Origin of the sequence: Paraburkholderia sp. HD33-4, assembly GCF_021390635.1 — a bacterium.
Taxonomy (GTDB): domain Bacteria; phylum Pseudomonadota; class Gammaproteobacteria; order Burkholderiales; family Burkholderiaceae; genus Paraburkholderia.
In genome coordinates, this window is record NZ_JAJEJS010000001.1 from 1,424,089 (window position 1) to 1,439,859 (window position 15,771).

Sequence of the window (15,771 nt, forward strand, 5' to 3'; positions counted from 1 at the left end):
AAAAGGGGTGAGTGGATTGCCGATGCAAGTGGCGGCGTCATTCGCGCGGGCTGGCGCGCTTGCGGTTGCCACTGCCATGAGTTTTCATTTGACGGCTGCCGGCCGGGCGTGACGACGTCGCGAGTGTCTGCAGAAAGCCCGGCAGGTCGTTCATGCCACCTCCGGTGCCATGCGGCGTCACGCCGAGTTCTTCGACGGGCAGGTTCTGCCGGTTCAGCCAGAACGTCGTGAAGCCGAACCATGTCGCGCCCGCCACGTCCCAGCCGTTCGACGACACGAACACGATCTCGCGCGCGGCCACGCCGAACGCGTCGGGACCGAGCGCGTACGCGGCGGGCGAAGGTTTGTAGGCGCGCACCGCGTCGACCGACAGCACGTGATCAAACAGGGTGCTCATGCCGGCGCTCTTGACCGCGACGTCGAGCATTTGCGGATTGCCGTTCGACAGAATCGCGAGTCCGACACGCGGGGCGGCTGCGGACTCGCGCAGCGCGCGCAGCACCGGCACCGCGTCGGGAAACGCGGACAGGCATGCGTATTCGTCCATCAGACGTTTTTCGGCCGTGCGGCCCAGCGTGAGCTGCAGTCGTTTCGCAGCGAAGCGCAGCGCGTCGAGCGTGATGTCCCAGAACGGGCGGTAGTGTTCGCCGGGGGCGTCGCTGCGCGCGGCCAGCGTGCGCAGTTGCGTGTATTCGATCTGCTTCTGGCGCCACAGCTGCGACAGCGCGTCGCCGTGGCCCGGGAACAGTTGCTCCGCGGCGGCGATCACCGAATGCACGTCGAACAACGTGCCGTAGGCGTCGAAAATCACTGCTCGCGGGAAAGGTGTCGTTGTGGCCGACATTGCCATGCGCTCCTGTCAGAGGTCGGGATCGATTGTATTGGTGACCTTAGGTGCTAAAAAATAGGCTAAAGATCACTTGATCTTTTACTTTCATATGCCTAATCTCACACGCAACTTCACTTTTGCGCCGATTTCATTGATTGGCGCAGCGCGTATCGTTCATGGACCGTTTCAAACAGATCGAGACCTTTGCCACTGTCGCAACCAAAGGGAGCCTGTCCGCGGCGGCGCTCGCCGAGGGCGTCGCGCCCGCGATCATCGGCCGGCGTATCGACGCGCTCGAGGAGCGCCTCGGCGTCAAGCTGCTCGTGCGCACGACGCGCAAGATCACGCTGACCTTCGAAGGCTCGGCGTTTCTCGAAGATTGCCAGCGCATTCTTCACGACATGCAGAATGCCGAGGCGAGCGTATCGGCGGGCGGGGTGAAGGCGAGCGGCCATCTGCGGCTGTCGGCGCCGGCCGGCTTCGGGCGCCGGCATGTGGCGCCACTCGTGCCGGCGTTCACGGTCGCGCATCCGGACGTGTCGATCACGCTCGATCTGTCCGATCGTCTCGTCGACCTCGTCAACGAAGGTTTCGATTGCGCGGTGCGGCTCGGCGAGTTGCCCGATTCGTCGCTGGTGTCGCTGAAGCTCGCGGAGAACCGGCGCGTGTGCGTCGCTTCGCCCGCGTATCTGAGCCGGCGCGGCGCGCCGCACAGCCTCGCTGATCTCGCGCGCCACAACTGCCTTGCGCTCGGCGCGAGCGCGAACCAGCAGCGCGGCTGGATGTTCCAGCACGACGGCAAGGTCGTGTCGATCAAGGTGTCCGGCACGATGGAATGCTCGGACGGCGCGGTGCTGCACGAATGGTGTCTCGCCGGACACGGGCTCGCGTGGCGCTCGTGGTGGGAGATCGGCGCGGAGATTGCGACGGGCCGCCTCGTCACCGTGCTCGACGAATTCGCCGCGCCGCCGATCGGCATCCACGCGGTGTTCCCGCAGCGCCGTCATCTGCCGTTGCGGGTGAGGCTGTTTCTGGACTTTCTCAAGCATACGTACGGCGAACCCGGTTACTGGGACTGATGCGCCGATCTTCAGACAGACGCGATTACCCACATTCATACGCATTACAATCGTTTCGAGCAGCCTGCACCCTGGGCTTTGTTGGACGCTGACGCCGTGCTGCGCACAGCCGGCGACGGAGGGCATGATGTTCACGCACATCCTGGTTCCGACCGATGGTTCAGACCTGTCACGCAAGGCCATAGCGGGTGCGATCGACCTCGCTCAGGCCGTGGGCGCCCGCGTTACCGCGTATGCATGTCTGCCGCAATATCCGTACTCGCCGTTTTCCGATGTCGCGGTCGAACCGCCCGGCGAGTTCCTGCAGCGCAGCGAGCGCGAAGCGCGCGTGCATCTGCGCGAAGTCGAGCATGCGGCGCACCGCGTCGGCGTCAGTGTCGAGAGCCGTACGAGCGTGCATCCCGCGCCTTATCTCGGCATCATCGAAGCGGCCGAGCAGGGCGGCTGCGACGTGATCTTCATGGCCTCGCATGGGCGGCGCGGGCTCGGCAGCCTGCTGATCGGCAGTGAAACGCAGCGCGTGCTCACGCATACGAAGATTCCCGTGATCGTCTATCGTTGAAGCTTCGCGCACTGCCGGCCGCTTGCCGGCGCGCGGCGGCTTCGAAAAAAAACGCGCCGGCGGCACGCTGCCGGCGCGTTCAGCTTCGCCGCACGCTTGCCGCGTGCTGGCTTCTTTCAGACTCTCCGGCCGTCGGCATTCGCGCGCACGCTCCTGCCAATTCTGGACGGCACGGCCCTCCCTGGTCGGCGGCACTCTGGCGGTGCCGCTCGACGTTTGCCGATCGTTGCTGCGCTCAGGCCACGGGACTACATAACCCGGCGGGCCGATCTCAGGCGACCTTCTTGTCGAAGAACTGCTCGTTTTCCGTCGAACCGTGCAGCGCGGTCGTCGATGCTTCGCGCTCGACCGTCTGCGTGACGGCATCGAAGTAGCCGGTGCCGACTTCGCGCTGATGCTTGACCGCGGTGAAGCCCTTTTCGGCCGCCGCGAACTCGGCCTGCTGCATTTCGACGAACGCGGTCATCTGGTTGCGCGCATAGCCGTACGCGAGGTTGAACATCGAGTAGTTCAACGCGTGGAAGCCGGCCAGCGTGATGAACTGGAACTTGTAGCCCATCGCGCCCAGTTCGCGCTGGAACTTCGCAATCGTCGCGTCGTCGAGGTTCTTCTTCCAGTTAAACGACGGCGAGCAGTTGTACGACAGCAGCTGATCCGGGTACTCCTTGTGGATCGCGTCGGCGAATTTCTTCGCGAACTCGAGGTCGGGCTTGCCGGTTTCGCACCAGATCATGTCGGCGAACGGCGCATACGCGAGGCCGCGCGAGATCGCCTGCCCGAGACCCGGCTTCGTGCGGTAGAAGCCTTCGACGGTGCGCTCGCCGGTCAGGAACGGACGGTCGTTGTCGTCGACGTCCGAGGTCACGAGGTCGGCGGCTTCCGCGTCGGTGCGGGCGAGCAGCACGGTCGGCACGCCCGACACGTCGGCGGCAAGACGCGCGGCGGTCAGCTTCGCGACGGCTTCGCGGGTCGGCACGAGCACCTTGCCGCCCATGTGGCCGCACTTCTTGACCGAGGCGAGCTGGTCTTCGAAGTGCACGCCCGACGCGCCCGCTTCGATCATTGCCTTCATGAGTTCGAATGCGTTCAGCACGCCGCCGAAACCGGCTTCCGCGTCGGCCACGATCGGCGCGAAGTAGTCGACGTAGCCTTCATCGCCCGGGTTCTTGCCTTCCGACCACTGGATCTGGTCGGCGCGCGTCAGCGTGTTGTTGATGCGCTTGACGACGAGCGGCACCGAGTTGGCCGGATACAGCGACTGGTCCGGGTACATTTCACCGGCCACATTCGCATCGCCCGCGACCTGCCAGCCGGACAGATAGATTGCCTTCAGACCCGCCTTCACCTGCTGCATCGCCTGGTTGCCGGTCAGCGCGCCGAGCGAGTTGACGAACGGCTCGTTGTTCACGGCGGCCCACAGCTTTTCCGCGCCGCGCTTCGCGAGCGTGTGCTCGGGTTGCACCGAGCCGCGCAGACGCACCACGTCTTCGGCCGAGTAGGTGCGCTTGACACCCTTCCAGCGCGGGTCCGTTTCCCATTGCTGCTTGAGTTGCTGCACTTGCTGTTCGCGCGTCATGGTCATGATGTGCTCCTTCGATGCCAGTTACGGAAGATGGGTGACTCTGTCTTCTCGAAGCGAGGGGCCCGGGGAGGCGTTCTGTTTCGTGAAGTCTTATATAAGAGTCTAGGCAAATCGATGGGCGCGCAATAGACGCCGCAAAGCGTTTTTCCAATATTTATTTTTATATTAAATCAATAGGTTGAATCCTACATTTCGCAATAAGAAACGATATTTTCCCTGCTGCAATTGCGATTCTTGTGCCTTGCAGCATCATTTTTTACGACGCAAAAAAATTTTTCACATGGTGAAATTTGGGGCGCCGAAGAATAGGCGAAAAAAAACCGGCGCCTGAGCACCGGTTTTCTGCTGCTGTCACGGACGGCGAGAAACCGTCCGTTGCGTCAGGTGGGGTAGCGATTAGCTGCCGCGACGTGCCGAACGGGGGCCGTCGTTGCGGCGCGCGCCGTAGCCGTCGCGCGAACCGTACCCGTCACGCGAACCACCGCCGAAGCCCTCGCGCGAACCATAGCCGTCACGCGAACCGCCTTGGCTTTCGCGCGAGCCGTAGCCATCACGCGAACCGCCGGCCGACTTGTTGCCCCAGCTGTTGCCGTTGCTATTGCCATTGCCGCTACCGCTGCGCGAGCCGCCGTAGCCGCCCGGCTTGCCGGAGCCGCTGCCGAAGCGACGGCCGTTACCGCCGCCCGGACGGCCGCGGCCGCCAAAGCCAGGGCGCCCATTGCCCGAAGGCGGTGCCTTGCGCGGCTCGAAGCCTTCGACGACGTTGACCGGCAGCGGCGTGCGCACGAAGCGCTCGATGCGCTTCAGCGCGCCCTGTTCAGCGTGATGCACGAGGCTCACCGCGATACCCGAGCGGCCCGCGCGGCCCGTACGGCCGATGCGGTGCACGTAGTCTTCGGCGAACTTCGGCAGGTCGTAGTTGAACACGTGCGTGATGCCCGGAATGTCGATACCGCGAGCGGCGACGTCGGTTGCAACCAGCACGCGCACGCGGCGCTCGCGCAGCGCGCGAATCGTGCGGTTACGCGCGCCTTGCGGCAGGTCGCCGTGCAGCGCGGCCGATTCGAAACCGGCGTCGGCCAGACGGCCAGCCAGCTGGTCGGCGTCCATCTTGGTTGCCGTGAAGACGATGGCCTGGTCGAGGCCGTCGTCGCGCAGCAGATGGTCGAGCAGACGGTCCTTGTGATCGCGGTCGTCGACGTAGTGGACGGTTTGCGCGATGTTGGTGCGCTGCTCCATGCGCTGGATGATCTCGATACGCTCCGGGTCCTTCAACAGACGGCCGGTCAGCGAGCCGATCTTGCCGTCGAGCGTGGCCGAGAACAGCATGGTCTGACGCGTAGCCGGCGTTTCGGCGACGATCGTGTCGATGTCGTCGATGAAGCCCATGTCGAGCATGCGGTCGGCTTCGTCGAGCACGAGGATCTGCAGTTGCGACAGATCGATGCGGCCGCGCTCGAGGTGGTCGATCAGACGGCCCGGCGTCGCGACGAGGATTTCGGGGTTCTTCGCGAGCAGCATCAGCTGCTGGCCATAGGCGACGCCGCCGAGAATGCTGACGGTGCGCAGGCGCTTCAGGTGCTTGCCGTACGTCGCGGCGGCGGTCGTGACCTGCATCGCGAGTTCACGGGTCGGGGTCAGCACCAGCATGGTCGGACGCGCGACCGGCTGCGGACGGCGGCCGCGGCCACCGTCGGCCGGACGCGGTTCGCGCGGCTGGCTCGCCTGGGTTTTTTGCAGCTGCGCGAAACGCTCGATCGCGGGCAGCATGAAGGCTGCCGTCTTGCCCGAACCGGTCGGGCTCGAAACCAGCAGATCGCGGCCGGCGATACCAGCCGGCACCGCACGTTGCTGCACCGGCGTCGGGTGCTCGTAGCCAGCGGCAGTCAGCGCGGAGACGACTTCCGCGGACAGGCCGAGCGACGCGAAGCTCGGCTTGTCGTCAGCTTGCGCGGCGGCTTCGGGAGCGGCGGGCGCAAGACCAAGTGCTTCGTCGGCGATGGCGTTCAACGGGCTGCTGGGGGTATTGCTCAAAGTCATGTGAATCCTTGAAAACGATCCTGGGTGGTTCATCGGATGAAAACGTCAACGCCAATCGGCATACCCAAGTCGTCGGATTCAGCGAGCAAAAAAGCAGCGAGCAAATCGAAAAACGGGGGCAACTCGCGACAATGAAGGCGAGTTTTTCGTTAGAAGCTGTATCGGATGCGACGTGCCAACATGGCGAGTCGCCAGCCTGGGACTTGAGCCCGTAGGGGGCTAGGCAGAAGGGGACAGGTTCTAAACTGGATTGGAGCAAACGCTATGTGACGCTGCGCCGCGAGGACCGCTGGAAAAACGGCCAAAGCAGTGAAGCGCAGGCGGCATTATAGCGACATTTGCTGCACTGCGCCACTATTCGGGCAATTCCGACAGAAAAAAGTGCCGGAATGACGTAGGGAAGTGAGGGCGGCGGCCCGGAGCATCGTGTCCAAAACCGCCGCGCGGCCGTCGCAGCGTCGCTGGACGGTCATTTCCGCAGATGATTAGCGCGCGCGAGGCTCAGGCCGCAGCGCCGCTTTTCAGCGATTCGACGAGTTCGACGTATTGCTGCTTCGCAGCGTCTTGCGCGGTGCCCTTGAGCGCCGCCCACGCATCGTACTTGTATCTGCCGACGATGTCGGTGAAGCCAGGCTTGTCGCCGTGCACGTCGCCTTCGCTCGCCTGCTTGAACAGCGCATAGAGACGCAGCAGCGTTAGATTGCCCGGACGCTCGGGCAGTTGCTTGACGTCTTGCTGGGCTTGCTCGAACTGGGAGTTGATGTCGGTCATGGTCGTTTGGCCCGCGTGGCGGGATAGATGAGATCGGCCGAAAATCATAACAATTGCCCGCCGCGGCGGGGCCGAGGGCTTATTCCAAACGGTGGCGGCCGTGAAGCCGGACAGCGCGGCCGCGCAAACCACCATTCACGCGCAGCGCGCCGATACAATACGGTCCATGACTCAAACAGTGCTCCTTGCTCTCGATACATCGACCGAATTCTGTTCGGCGGCGCTCGTGTCCGCGTCCGTCGATGCCGCCGGTCAGCCCAGCGCCGAACCGCGTGTCTGGGTTCGTCACGAACAAACCGGCGCGGTGTCCAGTACCCGCCTGCTGCCTGCGATCCGCGAGCTGTTCGACGAAGCCGGCCTCACTTTGGCGGACTGCGACGCGATCGCGTTCGGCTCGGGTCCGGGTTCTTTCACCGGACTGCGCACGGCGACCGGTGTCGCCCAAGGCCTCGCGTTTGGCCTGAATCTGCCGGTCGTGCCGATCGGCACGCTGCTCGTGTGCGCGGAAAGCGCCCGCCTGCGCGATCCGTCGACGACGCGTGTGCTCGCGGCGCTCGACGCGCGCATGGACGAAATCTACTGGGCCGACTACGCGTGGGACGACGCTCAGCACGAATGGCGCACCGTGCAGACGGCATCGCTCGATGCCCCCGGGCGGCTCGTGCTGCCCGACGTGCCGTTCACACTCGCCGGCAACGCAGCGGCCGCGTTCGGCGAGCGGTTGCCCGCGGTCGCGGCCGCGCGCCGCGTCGATGGTGAAGCGTTGCCGCATGCGTTGCCGCTCGCCTATGCGGCGCTGCGCGCGTTTCATGCGGGCCGCACGGTACCCGCCGATCAGGCCGCGCCCGAGTACGTGCGCGACAAGGTCGCGCAGACCACCGCCGAGCGCATGGCCGACAAAGCGGCGAAAACAGCCAGCGCGGCACATGCCGCCGAGCAGTCCGCGCAGCGCACGCCCGACGAGCCGTCCGGCCAGCCGTCCCACGGCGAGGCGCGCCGATGAGCGGCGTGCTGCTCACGGACCGCTACATGTCGCCGATGACCGAAAGCGACCTGGACGAAGTCGCCGCGATCGAGAAGCTGGCGTATGAGTTTCCGTGGAGCCGCGGCAACTTCGGCGACTCGCTGCGCAATGGCTATTTCGGCATCTGTCTGCGTCACGTGACGGGGACGCTGATCGGCTATTGCGTGCTGATGCCGGTCGTCGATGAAATGCATCTGCTGAATCTGTGCGTCACGCCGCAAGCGCAAGGCGCGGGCGCGGGCCTCGCGCTGCTGCGCGAGGCGGTGCGCATCACGCATGCGGAGAAGCTCGAGGGGCTGCTGCTCGAAGTGCGGCCGTCGAATCATCGGGCGATCCGGTTGTACGAGCGCTTCGGCTTCGCGTCGATCGGCCGGCGCAAAAATTATTATCCGGCGCGCCATCGCGCCCGGGAGGACGCGATCGTGATGCGTCTGTCGTTTGCCATGGAGGGCGCAGATGGCGCTGCATGAATCGGTGCTCGAAGAATTCGGACTCTCGCCGCTGTGGGTGCGTCGCGGACTCGCGGCGCGGGACGGGGAGGCTGGGCAGGGTGATGCCGTGGCGGCGCAAACACGCGGCGATCGAAGTGCGCCGTTGCGTGACGACGCGGCGATAGCGGATCACGCAACTCAGCGCTCTGGCGATCGCGCGGCGCTGAAGCGAGCGGACGAGCCGTTGGAATCGCTGCGTGAAGACGCAAACGACGAGCGTCGCGCGCAGCCTCTGCCGCAAACCTCGCGCGAACCGATGCGCGCGTCCGCGAATATGCGATCGCCGCAAGCGCAGCGTGAGTCCGCGCCGCGTATCGACGAAACCGCGACGCGGCGCGAAACGTCACAGCCGCAACCCGACGTTTCAGCCCCGCCGGCTTTCGACGCCCCACCGGACGACGACTTCGCGTGGTTCGACGAACCAGCCGCATCGGCTCCCGCACCCGCCGAAACGCGCCGCGACGCGCCCGCGCTGCCGGCTGTCCACACACTCGACTGGGACGCGCTCGCCGAACGTGTCGCCGGATGCGAGGCGTGCCGGCTGTGCGAGACGCGCACGAACACGGTGTTCGGCGTCGGCGATCGCGAGGCCGACTGGATGCTGATCGGCGAGGCGCCCGGCGAGAACGAGGACCGTCAAGGCGAGCCATTCGTCGGCCAGGCCGGCAAGCTGCTCGACAACATGCTGCACTCGCTCGCGCTCGCGCGCGGCACCAACGTGTATATCGCGAACGTGATCAAGTGCCGCCCGCCTGGCAACCGCAATCCGCAACCGGACGAAGTCGCGCGTTGCGAACCTTATCTGCAGCGTCAGGTGTCGCTCGTGAAGCCGAAGCTGATCGTCGCGCTCGGCCGTTTCGCCGCGCAAAGTCTGCTCAAGACCGAGGCGAGCATTTCGTCGCTGCGCGGCCGCGTGCATACCTACGAGGGCGTGCCGGTGATCGTCACCTATCACCCGGCCTATCTGCTGCGTAGCCTACCCGACAAGGCCAAGGCCTGGGCGGACCTGTGCCTCGCGCGCGAGACGTGGCTCGCCAACGGCGGTGCGCCGTCGAACGAATCAAAGTGACGCTGCCCGAGGGACCGGCGGCGCGCTTGTCCGCCGCGTCCGTCAGCCGCGCGGCGCTACTCGATGCGTTGCTGGGTTGGCGCGACGCTACTTCAGTCGAGGCGCTGCGCGATCCCGCCGTGCGCGATCTCGCGTGGCTGCTGCTGAGTCCCGACCTGTTGCGCCCCCAGCCTCCGACAGGCGCACTTGCCGATCCCTTCGACACACCGCAGGAATTGCAGGCCACGCTCGACTGGTTGCGCGCGCTCGACGCCGCGCCGGAGCTTCTGCATCAGGATCTCGCGGCAACCCGTATCACGCGTCTTGGTCGCTACGCCGAACGTCTGCTGGGCTTTTTCCTTCGTTATGGGCCAGCGGCGCAACTGATCGCAGCGGGTGTGCCGCTACGGCACGCGGGCCTCACGCTCGGCGAATGCGACTTTCTCGTGCGCACGCGCCAGGGCGCGAGACTGCATTGGGAACTCGCGGTGAAGTGCTATCTGCATGCGGGTGATGCGAATGGGGCAGAGGTGGCAAGTCTCGCCGATTATGTCGGCCCCAATCTGAAGGACCGCTTCGATCTGAAGCTCGCGCATCTGCTCGATCATCAGTTGCCGCTCAGCGCGCGCGAGGAATTCGCATCGACGGGCTATGCGGGCGCATGGACGCCGCAGATGTTCGTCAAGGGATGGCTGTTTTACAGGCATGGCGAGACGCCCAACGATCCTGCCGAACTCGATCCCGCGCATGGTCGCGGCTGGTGGATCACGCGTCGCGACTGGCAGGATTTTGCGTGCGTACATGCGCACAGGTGGCGGGTGCTGCCGCGACTCGAATGGCTCGCGCCGCGATATCGAACGCGAGCCGATGCGGACGACACCTGCTACGTCGACGCCAACACGCTCGCCGCACACACGTCACTTCAACACGGCCCGACGATGGTCGCGGCATTCATCGACGACAACGCGGACCATCTGCGTGAACGCTCGCGCGGCTTCATCGTGCCCGACGACTGGCCCGAGCACGCGCGGCGTTACGCGAAGCAATAACGTCGCTCACCACCACCGATGAAAGTGATGCACCGGCCCCACACCATGGCCGACGTCGAGCCGCTCGCTCGCCTGCAGCGCACCGGTTAGATAAACCTTCGCGTCGGCCACGGCGCTGGCGAGGTCGTCGCGCTGCGCAATCAATGCCGCAATCGCCGACGACAACGTGCAGCCCGTTCCGTGCGTGTTCTTCACCGGCACGCGCGGACCGCCGAGACGCAGCGTGCCGCTTTCCTGCACGAGCCAGTCGGGGCTATCGGTCGCGCTCAGATGGCCGCCCTTCATCAGCACCGCACGCGCGCCGAGTGCGCGCAGCGCTTCGCCTTGCTCGACCATGCCGGCTTCGTCGGTGGCGGCCTGCGTGCCGAGCAGCGCGGCCGCTTCCGGCAGATTCGGCGTCAGCAGATCGGCGAGCGGCAGCAGTTCGTCACGCACCACCGCGACCGCGTCGGGCAGCAATAGCGCGTGATTGCTCTTCGAGATCATCACCGTGTCGAGCACGATGTGTTTGGGCTGATGGCGGCGTAGCGCGTCCGCAACTGCGCGCGCGATCGGCGCATTCGCGAGCATGCCGATCTTCACCGCGTCGATGCGGATGTCGTCGAACACCGCGTCGAGCTGCGCGGTGATGAAGCCCGGGTCCGGCGCGTGAATCGCGGTGACGCCGCGCGTGTTCTGCGCGGTCAGCGCGGTGATCACGCTCGCGCCGTAGGCGCCGAGCGCGGAGAAGGCCTTCAGATCGGCCTGGATGCCGGCGCCGCCGCCGGAATCGGAACCGGCGATCGTCAGCACATTGGGAATCGATTGAGTCATGGTCGAGCGAGGAAGAAGGAGAGTGCGCTCGTGCGTGTCGCGGCCGGCCCGCCGCAGCGGATCAGTGCTTGGCTTCGCCGATCAGCGCGACCGAATCGAACGCGCGCTGATTCGCCTGGTGGCGCCGCATCACGAGCCACATCATCAGGCAGACGAAGGTGCCGAACAGCACGATCACCGCGCTGACCGGCACGTCGAGCCACACGAGCACCGCGTACAGGCACAGCATGACGAGCACGGACAGGTTCTCGTTGAAGTTCTGCACGGCGATCGAATGACCCGCCGACAGCAGTACGTGCCCGCGATGCTGTAGCAGCGCATTCATCGGCACGACGAAAAAGCCCGACAGGCCACCCACGAACATCAGGAAGATGTACGCGAAAATCAGATAGCCCGACACGTGCATGCGGCCGAAATAAACGCCCCAGTGCGGGGGAAACAGATCGCGCGTATAGAACGCCATCAGCATCACGGAGATACCCATCATGATGCCGACCGGCAATACCGACAGCGACTTCTTCAATGGTACGCGCGAGGCCGCGAAAATCGCACCGCCAGCGACGCCGACCGCGACCACCGCCTGCAGGATCGCCGCCTCGGACAACGACATGCCCAGCGACACCTCGGCCCACTTCAGCACGATGAATTGCAGCGTCGCGCCCGCACCCCAGAACAGCGTCGTCACGGCGAGTGAAATCTGTCCGAGCTTGTCACGCCACAGCACGAGAAAACAGTCGGCGAAATCGGTGATCAGGCGGATCGGCCCATGCTCCTGGCGCGGATAGCGTGCGCCGGTGTCGGGAATGCGCAGATTGAACAGCGCGGCGATCACGTAGATGCCCATGATCACGAGCATCGCGGCTTCCGCGGGCGTGTTCACGGTGGGGAGATGCCACTTGAGAATCGGCGCGGCGATATGCGGGCTGATCAGCGCGCCGCCGAGCACGGTGCCGAGAATGATCGAGCCGACCGTGGTGCCTTCGATCCAGCCGTTCGCGGCGACGAGCCGGTCAGGCGGCAACAGTTCGGTGAGAATGCCGTATTTGGCGGGAGAGTAGGCTGCCGCACCGAAGCCGACGATGCCGTACGCAATCAGCGGATGCGCGCCGACCAGCATCGTCACACAGCCGACCACCTTGATCGTATTGGTGATGAACATCACGCGTCCTTTCGGACGGGAGTCGGCGAAGGCGCCCACGAAGGCGGCAAGAACGACGTACGACAGCACAAAAAACAGCTTGAGCAGCGGCGTCATCCAGTTCGGAGCATGAAGATCTTTCAGCAGTGCGATAGCAGCGATCAGAAGCGCATTGTCGGCCAGCGACGAAAAAAACTGCGCGGCCATGATGGTGTAAAAACCTTTTTTCATCTGATGCGATGCTGTCCTCGCTGCGGTCTGTCCGCCCCGGCCGTTTGTCATGCGTCCGGGCTTATGCCGATCGAAATGGGTTGTGCGCACGGCTTTATATCATGAAAATAGCTGGATTCGGACTAGCAGAATCCTTGATCGCACCGCCCAGCGGGCCGCCGAGCGCTGAAAACGCCCTGTAAGCCGCTGATTCGCAAGTGTCTTTACGAAAATATCCCATGCCGCGCCCCCTTTCCGCCACGATTCATACCGCTGCTCTCGCCAATAACCTCGCTGTTGCGCGGCGCTATGCGCCGAAATCGAAGATCTGGGCCGTCGTCAAGGCTAATGCCTACGGGCATGGCCTCGCGCGCGTGTTTCCCGGCTTGCGCGCCACCGACGGCTTTGGATTGCTGGACCTCGAAGAAGCGGTGAAGTTGCGTGAATTGGGCTGGGCGGGCCCGATTCTTCTACTGGAAGGCTTTTTCCGGCCGACCGATATCGACGTGATCGACCGCTACAGTTTGACCACGGCGCTGCATTCGGACGAGCAGCTGCGCATGCTCGAAATGGCGCGTCTGTCGAAACCGGTCAATATTCAGTTGAAGATGAACACCGGCATGAACCGGCTCGGCTATACGGTCGAAAAATTCCGTGCCGCATGGGAGCGTGCGCGCGCCTGCCAGGGCGTGGGCCAGATCACGCTGATGACGCATTTTTCCGATGCCGATGCCGAGCGCGGCATCGCGCATCAGATGGAGGCGTTCGAACGTGGCGCGCAGGGCATCGCCGGTGCGCGCAGTCTGTCGAATTCGGCTGCGACGCTGTGGCATCCGCAAGCGCATTTCGACTGGGTGCGCCCAGGCATCATGCTGTATGGCGCGTCGCCGTCGGGTGTGACGGCCGCGATCGACGGCACGGGTCTGCAGCCCGCGATGACGCTCGCGTCGGAACTGATCGCCGTACAAACGATCGGCGAAGGCAGCTCGGTCGGCTACGGTTCGACGTTCACCGCGCGTGCGCCGATGCGCATCGGCGTGGTCGCATGCGGTTACGCGGACGGCTATCCGCGTGTCGCGCCGGAAGGCACGCCGGTGATCGTCGATGGCGTGCGCACGCGAATCGTCGGACGCGTGTCGATGGACATGCTGACCGTCGACCTGACGCCGGTGCCGACCGCCAACGTCGGCTCGCGCGTGGAACTGTGGGGCACCGCACTGCCCATCGACGACGTCGCGCAGGCCTGCGGCACGATCGGCTACGAGCTGATGTGCGCGGTCGCGCCGCGTGTGCCGGTTCGGGCGGAGTAACGCGTGGCGAAGGCGAAGACGTTGTACATCTGCGGGGAGTGCGGCGGACAGTCGCCGAAGTGGTCCGGTCAATGCCCGTCCTGTCTCGCGTGGAACACGCTGGTCGAATCGGTCGCCGAGGCGCCGTCCACGCACCGTTTCCAGTCACTCGCGAAGAGCACGCCGGTACGGCGCCTCGCCGACATCGACGCGTCGGACGTGCCGCGCTTTTCGACCGGCGTCAGCGAATTCGACCGCGTGCTCGGCGGCGGCCTCGTGCCGGGCGGCGTGGTGCTGATCGGCGGCGATCCGGGCATCGGTAAATCGACGCTGCTGCTGCAGTCGCTCGCGGAAATCGCCGCGGACAAACGCGCGCTCTATATCAGCGGCGAAGAATCGGGCGCGCAGATCGCGTTGCGTGCGCAACGGCTGGCGCTGCTCGAACCCGGCTCGAAGGCGAGCGAGCTGCAATTGCTCGCGGAGATCCAGCTCGAAAAGATTCAGGCGACGATTACCGAGCAACGGCCGGAAGTTGCCGTGATCGATTCGATCCAGACCGTCTATTCGGATGCTTTGACGTCCGCGCCGGGCTCGGTCGCGCAGGTGCGCGAGTGCGCGGCGCAACTGACGCGCATCGCCAAGCAATCGGGCACGACGATCATCATGGTCGGGCACGTGACGAAAGAGGGCGCGCTCGCGGGTCCGCGCGTGCTCGAACATATCGTCGATACGGTGCTCTATTTCGAGGGCGACACGCACTCGTCGTACCGTCTGGTGCGCGCGATCAAGAACCGCTTCGGCGCGGTCAACGAACTCGGCGTGTTCGCGATGACCGAGCGCGGCTTGCGCGGCGTCGCGAATCCGTCGGCATTATTTTTATCGCAGCATGAGCAGTCGGTGCCGGGTTCGTGCGTGCTGGTCACGCAGGAGGGCACGCGGCCGCTGCTCGTCGAAGTGCAGGCGCTCGTCGATGCGGCCAACGCGCCGAATCCGCGCCGCCTCGCAGTCGGCCTCGAACAGAACCGGCTCGCGATGCTGCTCGCGGTGCTGCATCGGCATGCGGGCATCGCCTGTTTCGATCAGGACGTGTTCCTGAACGCGGTGGGCGGCGTGAAGATCTCCGAGCCCGCCGCCGACCTCTCGGTATTGCTCGCGATTCATTCGTCGATGCGCAACAAGCCGCTGCCGAAGGGACTCGTCGTGTTCGGCGAAGTCGGCCTTGCCGGCGAGATCCGGCCGTCGCCGCGCGGCCAGGAACGACTGAAGGAAGCGGCCAAGCTCGGCTTCTCGGTCGCGGTGATTCCGAAGGCCAATGCGCCGAAACAGCCGATCGAAGGCTTACAGGTCGTTGCGGTCGAACGTATCGAACAGGCCATCGACCGCGTCCGTACGCTCGAATAGACGGGGTCTGGGACCGCTCGCCAGTACTTTGTACCCTTGCGGTCCCGTAATGCGCGGTAAATATCTCCATATTGGCTGTAACCTGGCCGCCATACCTTTTTCCTAAGCTGTAACGATATGCATCCCTTCTGATGCCCGAAAAAGGATCGCGCCTTGAAACAGTCACACGAAACCGCTGCCGACCATCACATCCAGGTGCGCGGCTGCCGGGTCTCCGCACCGATTCATCAGCCGTGGGGCGGCGCTTGCCGGATCGTCGAGTGGATCGACACCGCGGGGCAGATCTCGCGGCGGGTGGTGGCGGAAGACGTGACGGCCGCCGAAGTGCGTGCCACGATCAGCCGTCATGTGGAAGGCCGCAAACACCTGCTGTACGACGACGAGAAGTCGCCGCGTCAAACGCTGCCGAGGCAGACCGCGACCCGGCGCTGACGGGCGTTGAGCT

The 15,771-nt window shown here is 64.9% G+C and carries 16 protein-coding genes; 10 read left to right on the forward strand and 6 right to left on the reverse strand.

Going from position 1 to position 15,771, the window contains the following annotated elements:
* Nucleotides 1–37: 37 nt before the first annotated feature.
* Nucleotides 38–844, reverse strand: a complete 807-nt coding sequence (locus L0U84_RS06305) for a haloacid dehalogenase type II (protein ID WP_233848586.1) — start codon at nucleotides 842–844, stop codon at nucleotides 38–40.
* Between the two features lie 161 nt (nucleotides 845–1,005).
* On the opposite strand from L0U84_RS06305, the gene L0U84_RS06310 reads away from it, so the two are divergent.
* Both L0U84_RS06310 and L0U84_RS06315 read left to right on the forward strand, forming a co-directional pair.
* Nucleotides 1,006–1,908, forward strand: a complete 903-nt coding sequence (locus L0U84_RS06310; RefSeq protein ID WP_129961096.1) for a LysR family transcriptional regulator — start codon at nucleotides 1,006–1,008, stop codon at nucleotides 1,906–1,908.
* 127 nt (nucleotides 1,909–2,035) lie between these two features.
* Nucleotides 2,036–2,470, forward strand: a complete 435-nt coding sequence (locus tag L0U84_RS06315; RefSeq protein ID WP_129961097.1) for a universal stress protein — start codon at nucleotides 2,036–2,038, stop codon at nucleotides 2,468–2,470.
* A 271-nt stretch (nucleotides 2,471–2,741) separates the two neighbouring features.
* On the opposite strand, the gene aceA is transcribed toward L0U84_RS06315, so the two are convergent.
* Nucleotides 2,742–4,046, reverse strand: a complete 1,305-nt coding sequence (aceA, locus tag L0U84_RS06320; protein ID WP_233851956.1) for an isocitrate lyase — start codon at nucleotides 4,044–4,046, stop codon at nucleotides 2,742–2,744.
* A 402-nt stretch (nucleotides 4,047–4,448) separates the two neighbouring features.
* Complete coding sequence (locus L0U84_RS06325) at nucleotides 4,449–6,092, reverse strand: DEAD/DEAH box helicase (RefSeq protein ID WP_233848588.1); 1,644 nt, start codon at nucleotides 6,090–6,092, stop codon at nucleotides 4,449–4,451.
* An 8-nt stretch (nucleotides 6,093–6,100) separates the two neighbouring features.
* Between L0U84_RS06325 and L0U84_RS06330 the strand changes: the two genes are divergently transcribed.
* On the forward strand, nucleotides 6,101–6,307 hold the full coding sequence (locus tag L0U84_RS06330; RefSeq protein ID WP_233848590.1) for a hypothetical protein: 207 nt from the start codon (nucleotides 6,101–6,103) through the stop codon (nucleotides 6,305–6,307).
* Nucleotides 6,308–6,593: 286 nt separating this feature from the next.
* On the opposite strand, the gene L0U84_RS06335 is transcribed toward L0U84_RS06330, so the two are convergent.
* Nucleotides 6,594–6,863, reverse strand: coding sequence for an acyl-CoA-binding protein (locus tag L0U84_RS06335; protein ID WP_233848592.1), 270 nt, complete (start codon nucleotides 6,861–6,863; stop codon nucleotides 6,594–6,596).
* A gap of 166 nt (nucleotides 6,864–7,029) precedes the next feature.
* On the opposite strand from L0U84_RS06335, the gene tsaB reads away from it, so the two are divergent.
* From tsaB to L0U84_RS06355, 4 genes are read left to right on the forward strand one after another with little or no spacing between them, the layout of a single operon-like run.
* Nucleotides 7,030–7,866 carry a tRNA (adenosine(37)-N6)-threonylcarbamoyltransferase complex dimerization subunit type 1 TsaB gene (gene tsaB, locus L0U84_RS06340; protein ID WP_233848595.1) on the forward strand — a complete coding sequence of 279 codons (837 nt, stop codon included), beginning with the start codon at nucleotides 7,030–7,032 and terminating at the stop codon, nucleotides 7,864–7,866.
* Nucleotides 7,863–8,357, forward strand: coding sequence for a ribosomal protein S18-alanine N-acetyltransferase (gene rimI / locus L0U84_RS06345; RefSeq protein ID WP_233848597.1), 495 nt, complete (start codon nucleotides 7,863–7,865; stop codon nucleotides 8,355–8,357). Before tsaB ends, rimI begins: the two co-directional genes overlap by 4 nt.
* Nucleotides 8,344–9,447, forward strand: a complete 1,104-nt coding sequence (locus L0U84_RS06350; RefSeq protein WP_233848599.1) for a uracil-DNA glycosylase family protein — start codon at nucleotides 8,344–8,346, stop codon at nucleotides 9,445–9,447. The genes rimI and L0U84_RS06350 overlap by 14 nt, the downstream gene beginning before the upstream one ends.
* Nucleotides 9,444–10,475 (forward strand): DUF1853 family protein, encoded by a 1,032-nt coding sequence (locus L0U84_RS06355; protein ID WP_233848601.1) that lies wholly within the window; start codon nucleotides 9,444–9,446, stop codon nucleotides 10,473–10,475. The genes L0U84_RS06350 and L0U84_RS06355 overlap by 4 nt, the downstream gene beginning before the upstream one ends.
* Before the next feature lie 6 nt (nucleotides 10,476–10,481).
* Here L0U84_RS06355 and thiD read toward each other — a convergent pair whose 3' ends face one another.
* On the reverse strand, nucleotides 10,482–11,288 hold the full coding sequence (thiD, locus tag L0U84_RS06360; RefSeq protein ID WP_233848602.1) for a bifunctional hydroxymethylpyrimidine kinase/phosphomethylpyrimidine kinase: 807 nt from the start codon (nucleotides 11,286–11,288) through the stop codon (nucleotides 10,482–10,484).
* Between the two features lie 61 nt (nucleotides 11,289–11,349).
* Nucleotides 11,350–12,657, reverse strand: coding sequence for a lysophospholipid transporter LplT (gene lplT / locus L0U84_RS06365; protein ID WP_129961104.1), 1,308 nt, complete (start codon nucleotides 12,655–12,657; stop codon nucleotides 11,350–11,352).
* 218 nt (nucleotides 12,658–12,875) lie between these two features.
* On the opposite strand from lplT, the gene alr reads away from it, so the two are divergent.
* The 3 genes from alr to L0U84_RS06380 all read left to right on the forward strand — a co-directional run bounded on the left by alr (nucleotide 12,876) and on the right by L0U84_RS06380 (nucleotide 15,758).
* Nucleotides 12,876–13,946, forward strand: a complete 1,071-nt coding sequence (gene alr, locus L0U84_RS06370) for an alanine racemase (protein WP_233848603.1) — start codon at nucleotides 12,876–12,878, stop codon at nucleotides 13,944–13,946.
* 3 nt (nucleotides 13,947–13,949) lie between these two features.
* On the forward strand, nucleotides 13,950–15,326 hold the full coding sequence (gene radA / locus L0U84_RS06375; RefSeq protein WP_233848604.1) for a DNA repair protein RadA: 1,377 nt from the start codon (nucleotides 13,950–13,952) through the stop codon (nucleotides 15,324–15,326).
* 153 nt (nucleotides 15,327–15,479) lie between these two features.
* Complete coding sequence (locus tag L0U84_RS06380) at nucleotides 15,480–15,758, forward strand: DUF2866 domain-containing protein (RefSeq protein WP_129961107.1); 279 nt, start codon at nucleotides 15,480–15,482, stop codon at nucleotides 15,756–15,758.
* Nucleotides 15,759–15,771: the final 13 nt, after the last annotated feature.

Excerpts from the sequence above, each read along its gene's own strand:
- L0U84_RS06305 (WP_233848586.1), bottom strand. The coding sequence starts at position 844 with ATGTCGGCCACAACGACACCTTTCCCGCGAGCAGTGATTTTCGACGCC.
- L0U84_RS06310 (WP_129961096.1), top strand. The coding sequence starts at position 1,006 with ATGGACCGTTTCAAACAGATCGAGACCTTTGCCACTGTCGCAACCAAA.
- L0U84_RS06315 (WP_129961097.1), top strand. The coding sequence starts at position 2,036 with ATGTTCACGCACATCCTGGTTCCGACCGATGGTTCAGACCTGTCACGC.
- aceA (WP_233851956.1), bottom strand. The coding sequence starts at position 4,046 with ATGACGCGCGAACAGCAAGTGCAGCAACTCAAGCAGCAATGGGAAACG.
- L0U84_RS06325 (WP_233848588.1), bottom strand. The coding sequence starts at position 6,092 with ATGACTTTGAGCAATACCCCCAGCAGCCCGTTGAACGCCATCGCCGAC.
- L0U84_RS06335 (WP_233848592.1), bottom strand. The coding sequence starts at position 6,863 with ATGACCGACATCAACTCCCAGTTCGAGCAAGCCCAGCAAGACGTCAAG.
- tsaB (WP_233848595.1), top strand. The coding sequence starts at position 7,030 with ATGACTCAAACAGTGCTCCTTGCTCTCGATACATCGACCGAATTCTGT.
- rimI (WP_233848597.1), top strand. The coding sequence starts at position 7,863 with ATGAGCGGCGTGCTGCTCACGGACCGCTACATGTCGCCGATGACCGAA.
- L0U84_RS06350 (WP_233848599.1), top strand. The coding sequence starts at position 8,344 with ATGGCGCTGCATGAATCGGTGCTCGAAGAATTCGGACTCTCGCCGCTG.
- thiD (WP_233848602.1), bottom strand. The coding sequence starts at position 11,288 with ATGACTCAATCGATTCCCAATGTGCTGACGATCGCCGGTTCCGATTCC.
- lplT (WP_129961104.1), bottom strand. The coding sequence starts at position 12,657 with ATGAAAAAAGGTTTTTACACCATCATGGCCGCGCAGTTTTTTTCGTCG.
- alr (WP_233848603.1), top strand. The coding sequence starts at position 12,876 with ATGCCGCGCCCCCTTTCCGCCACGATTCATACCGCTGCTCTCGCCAAT.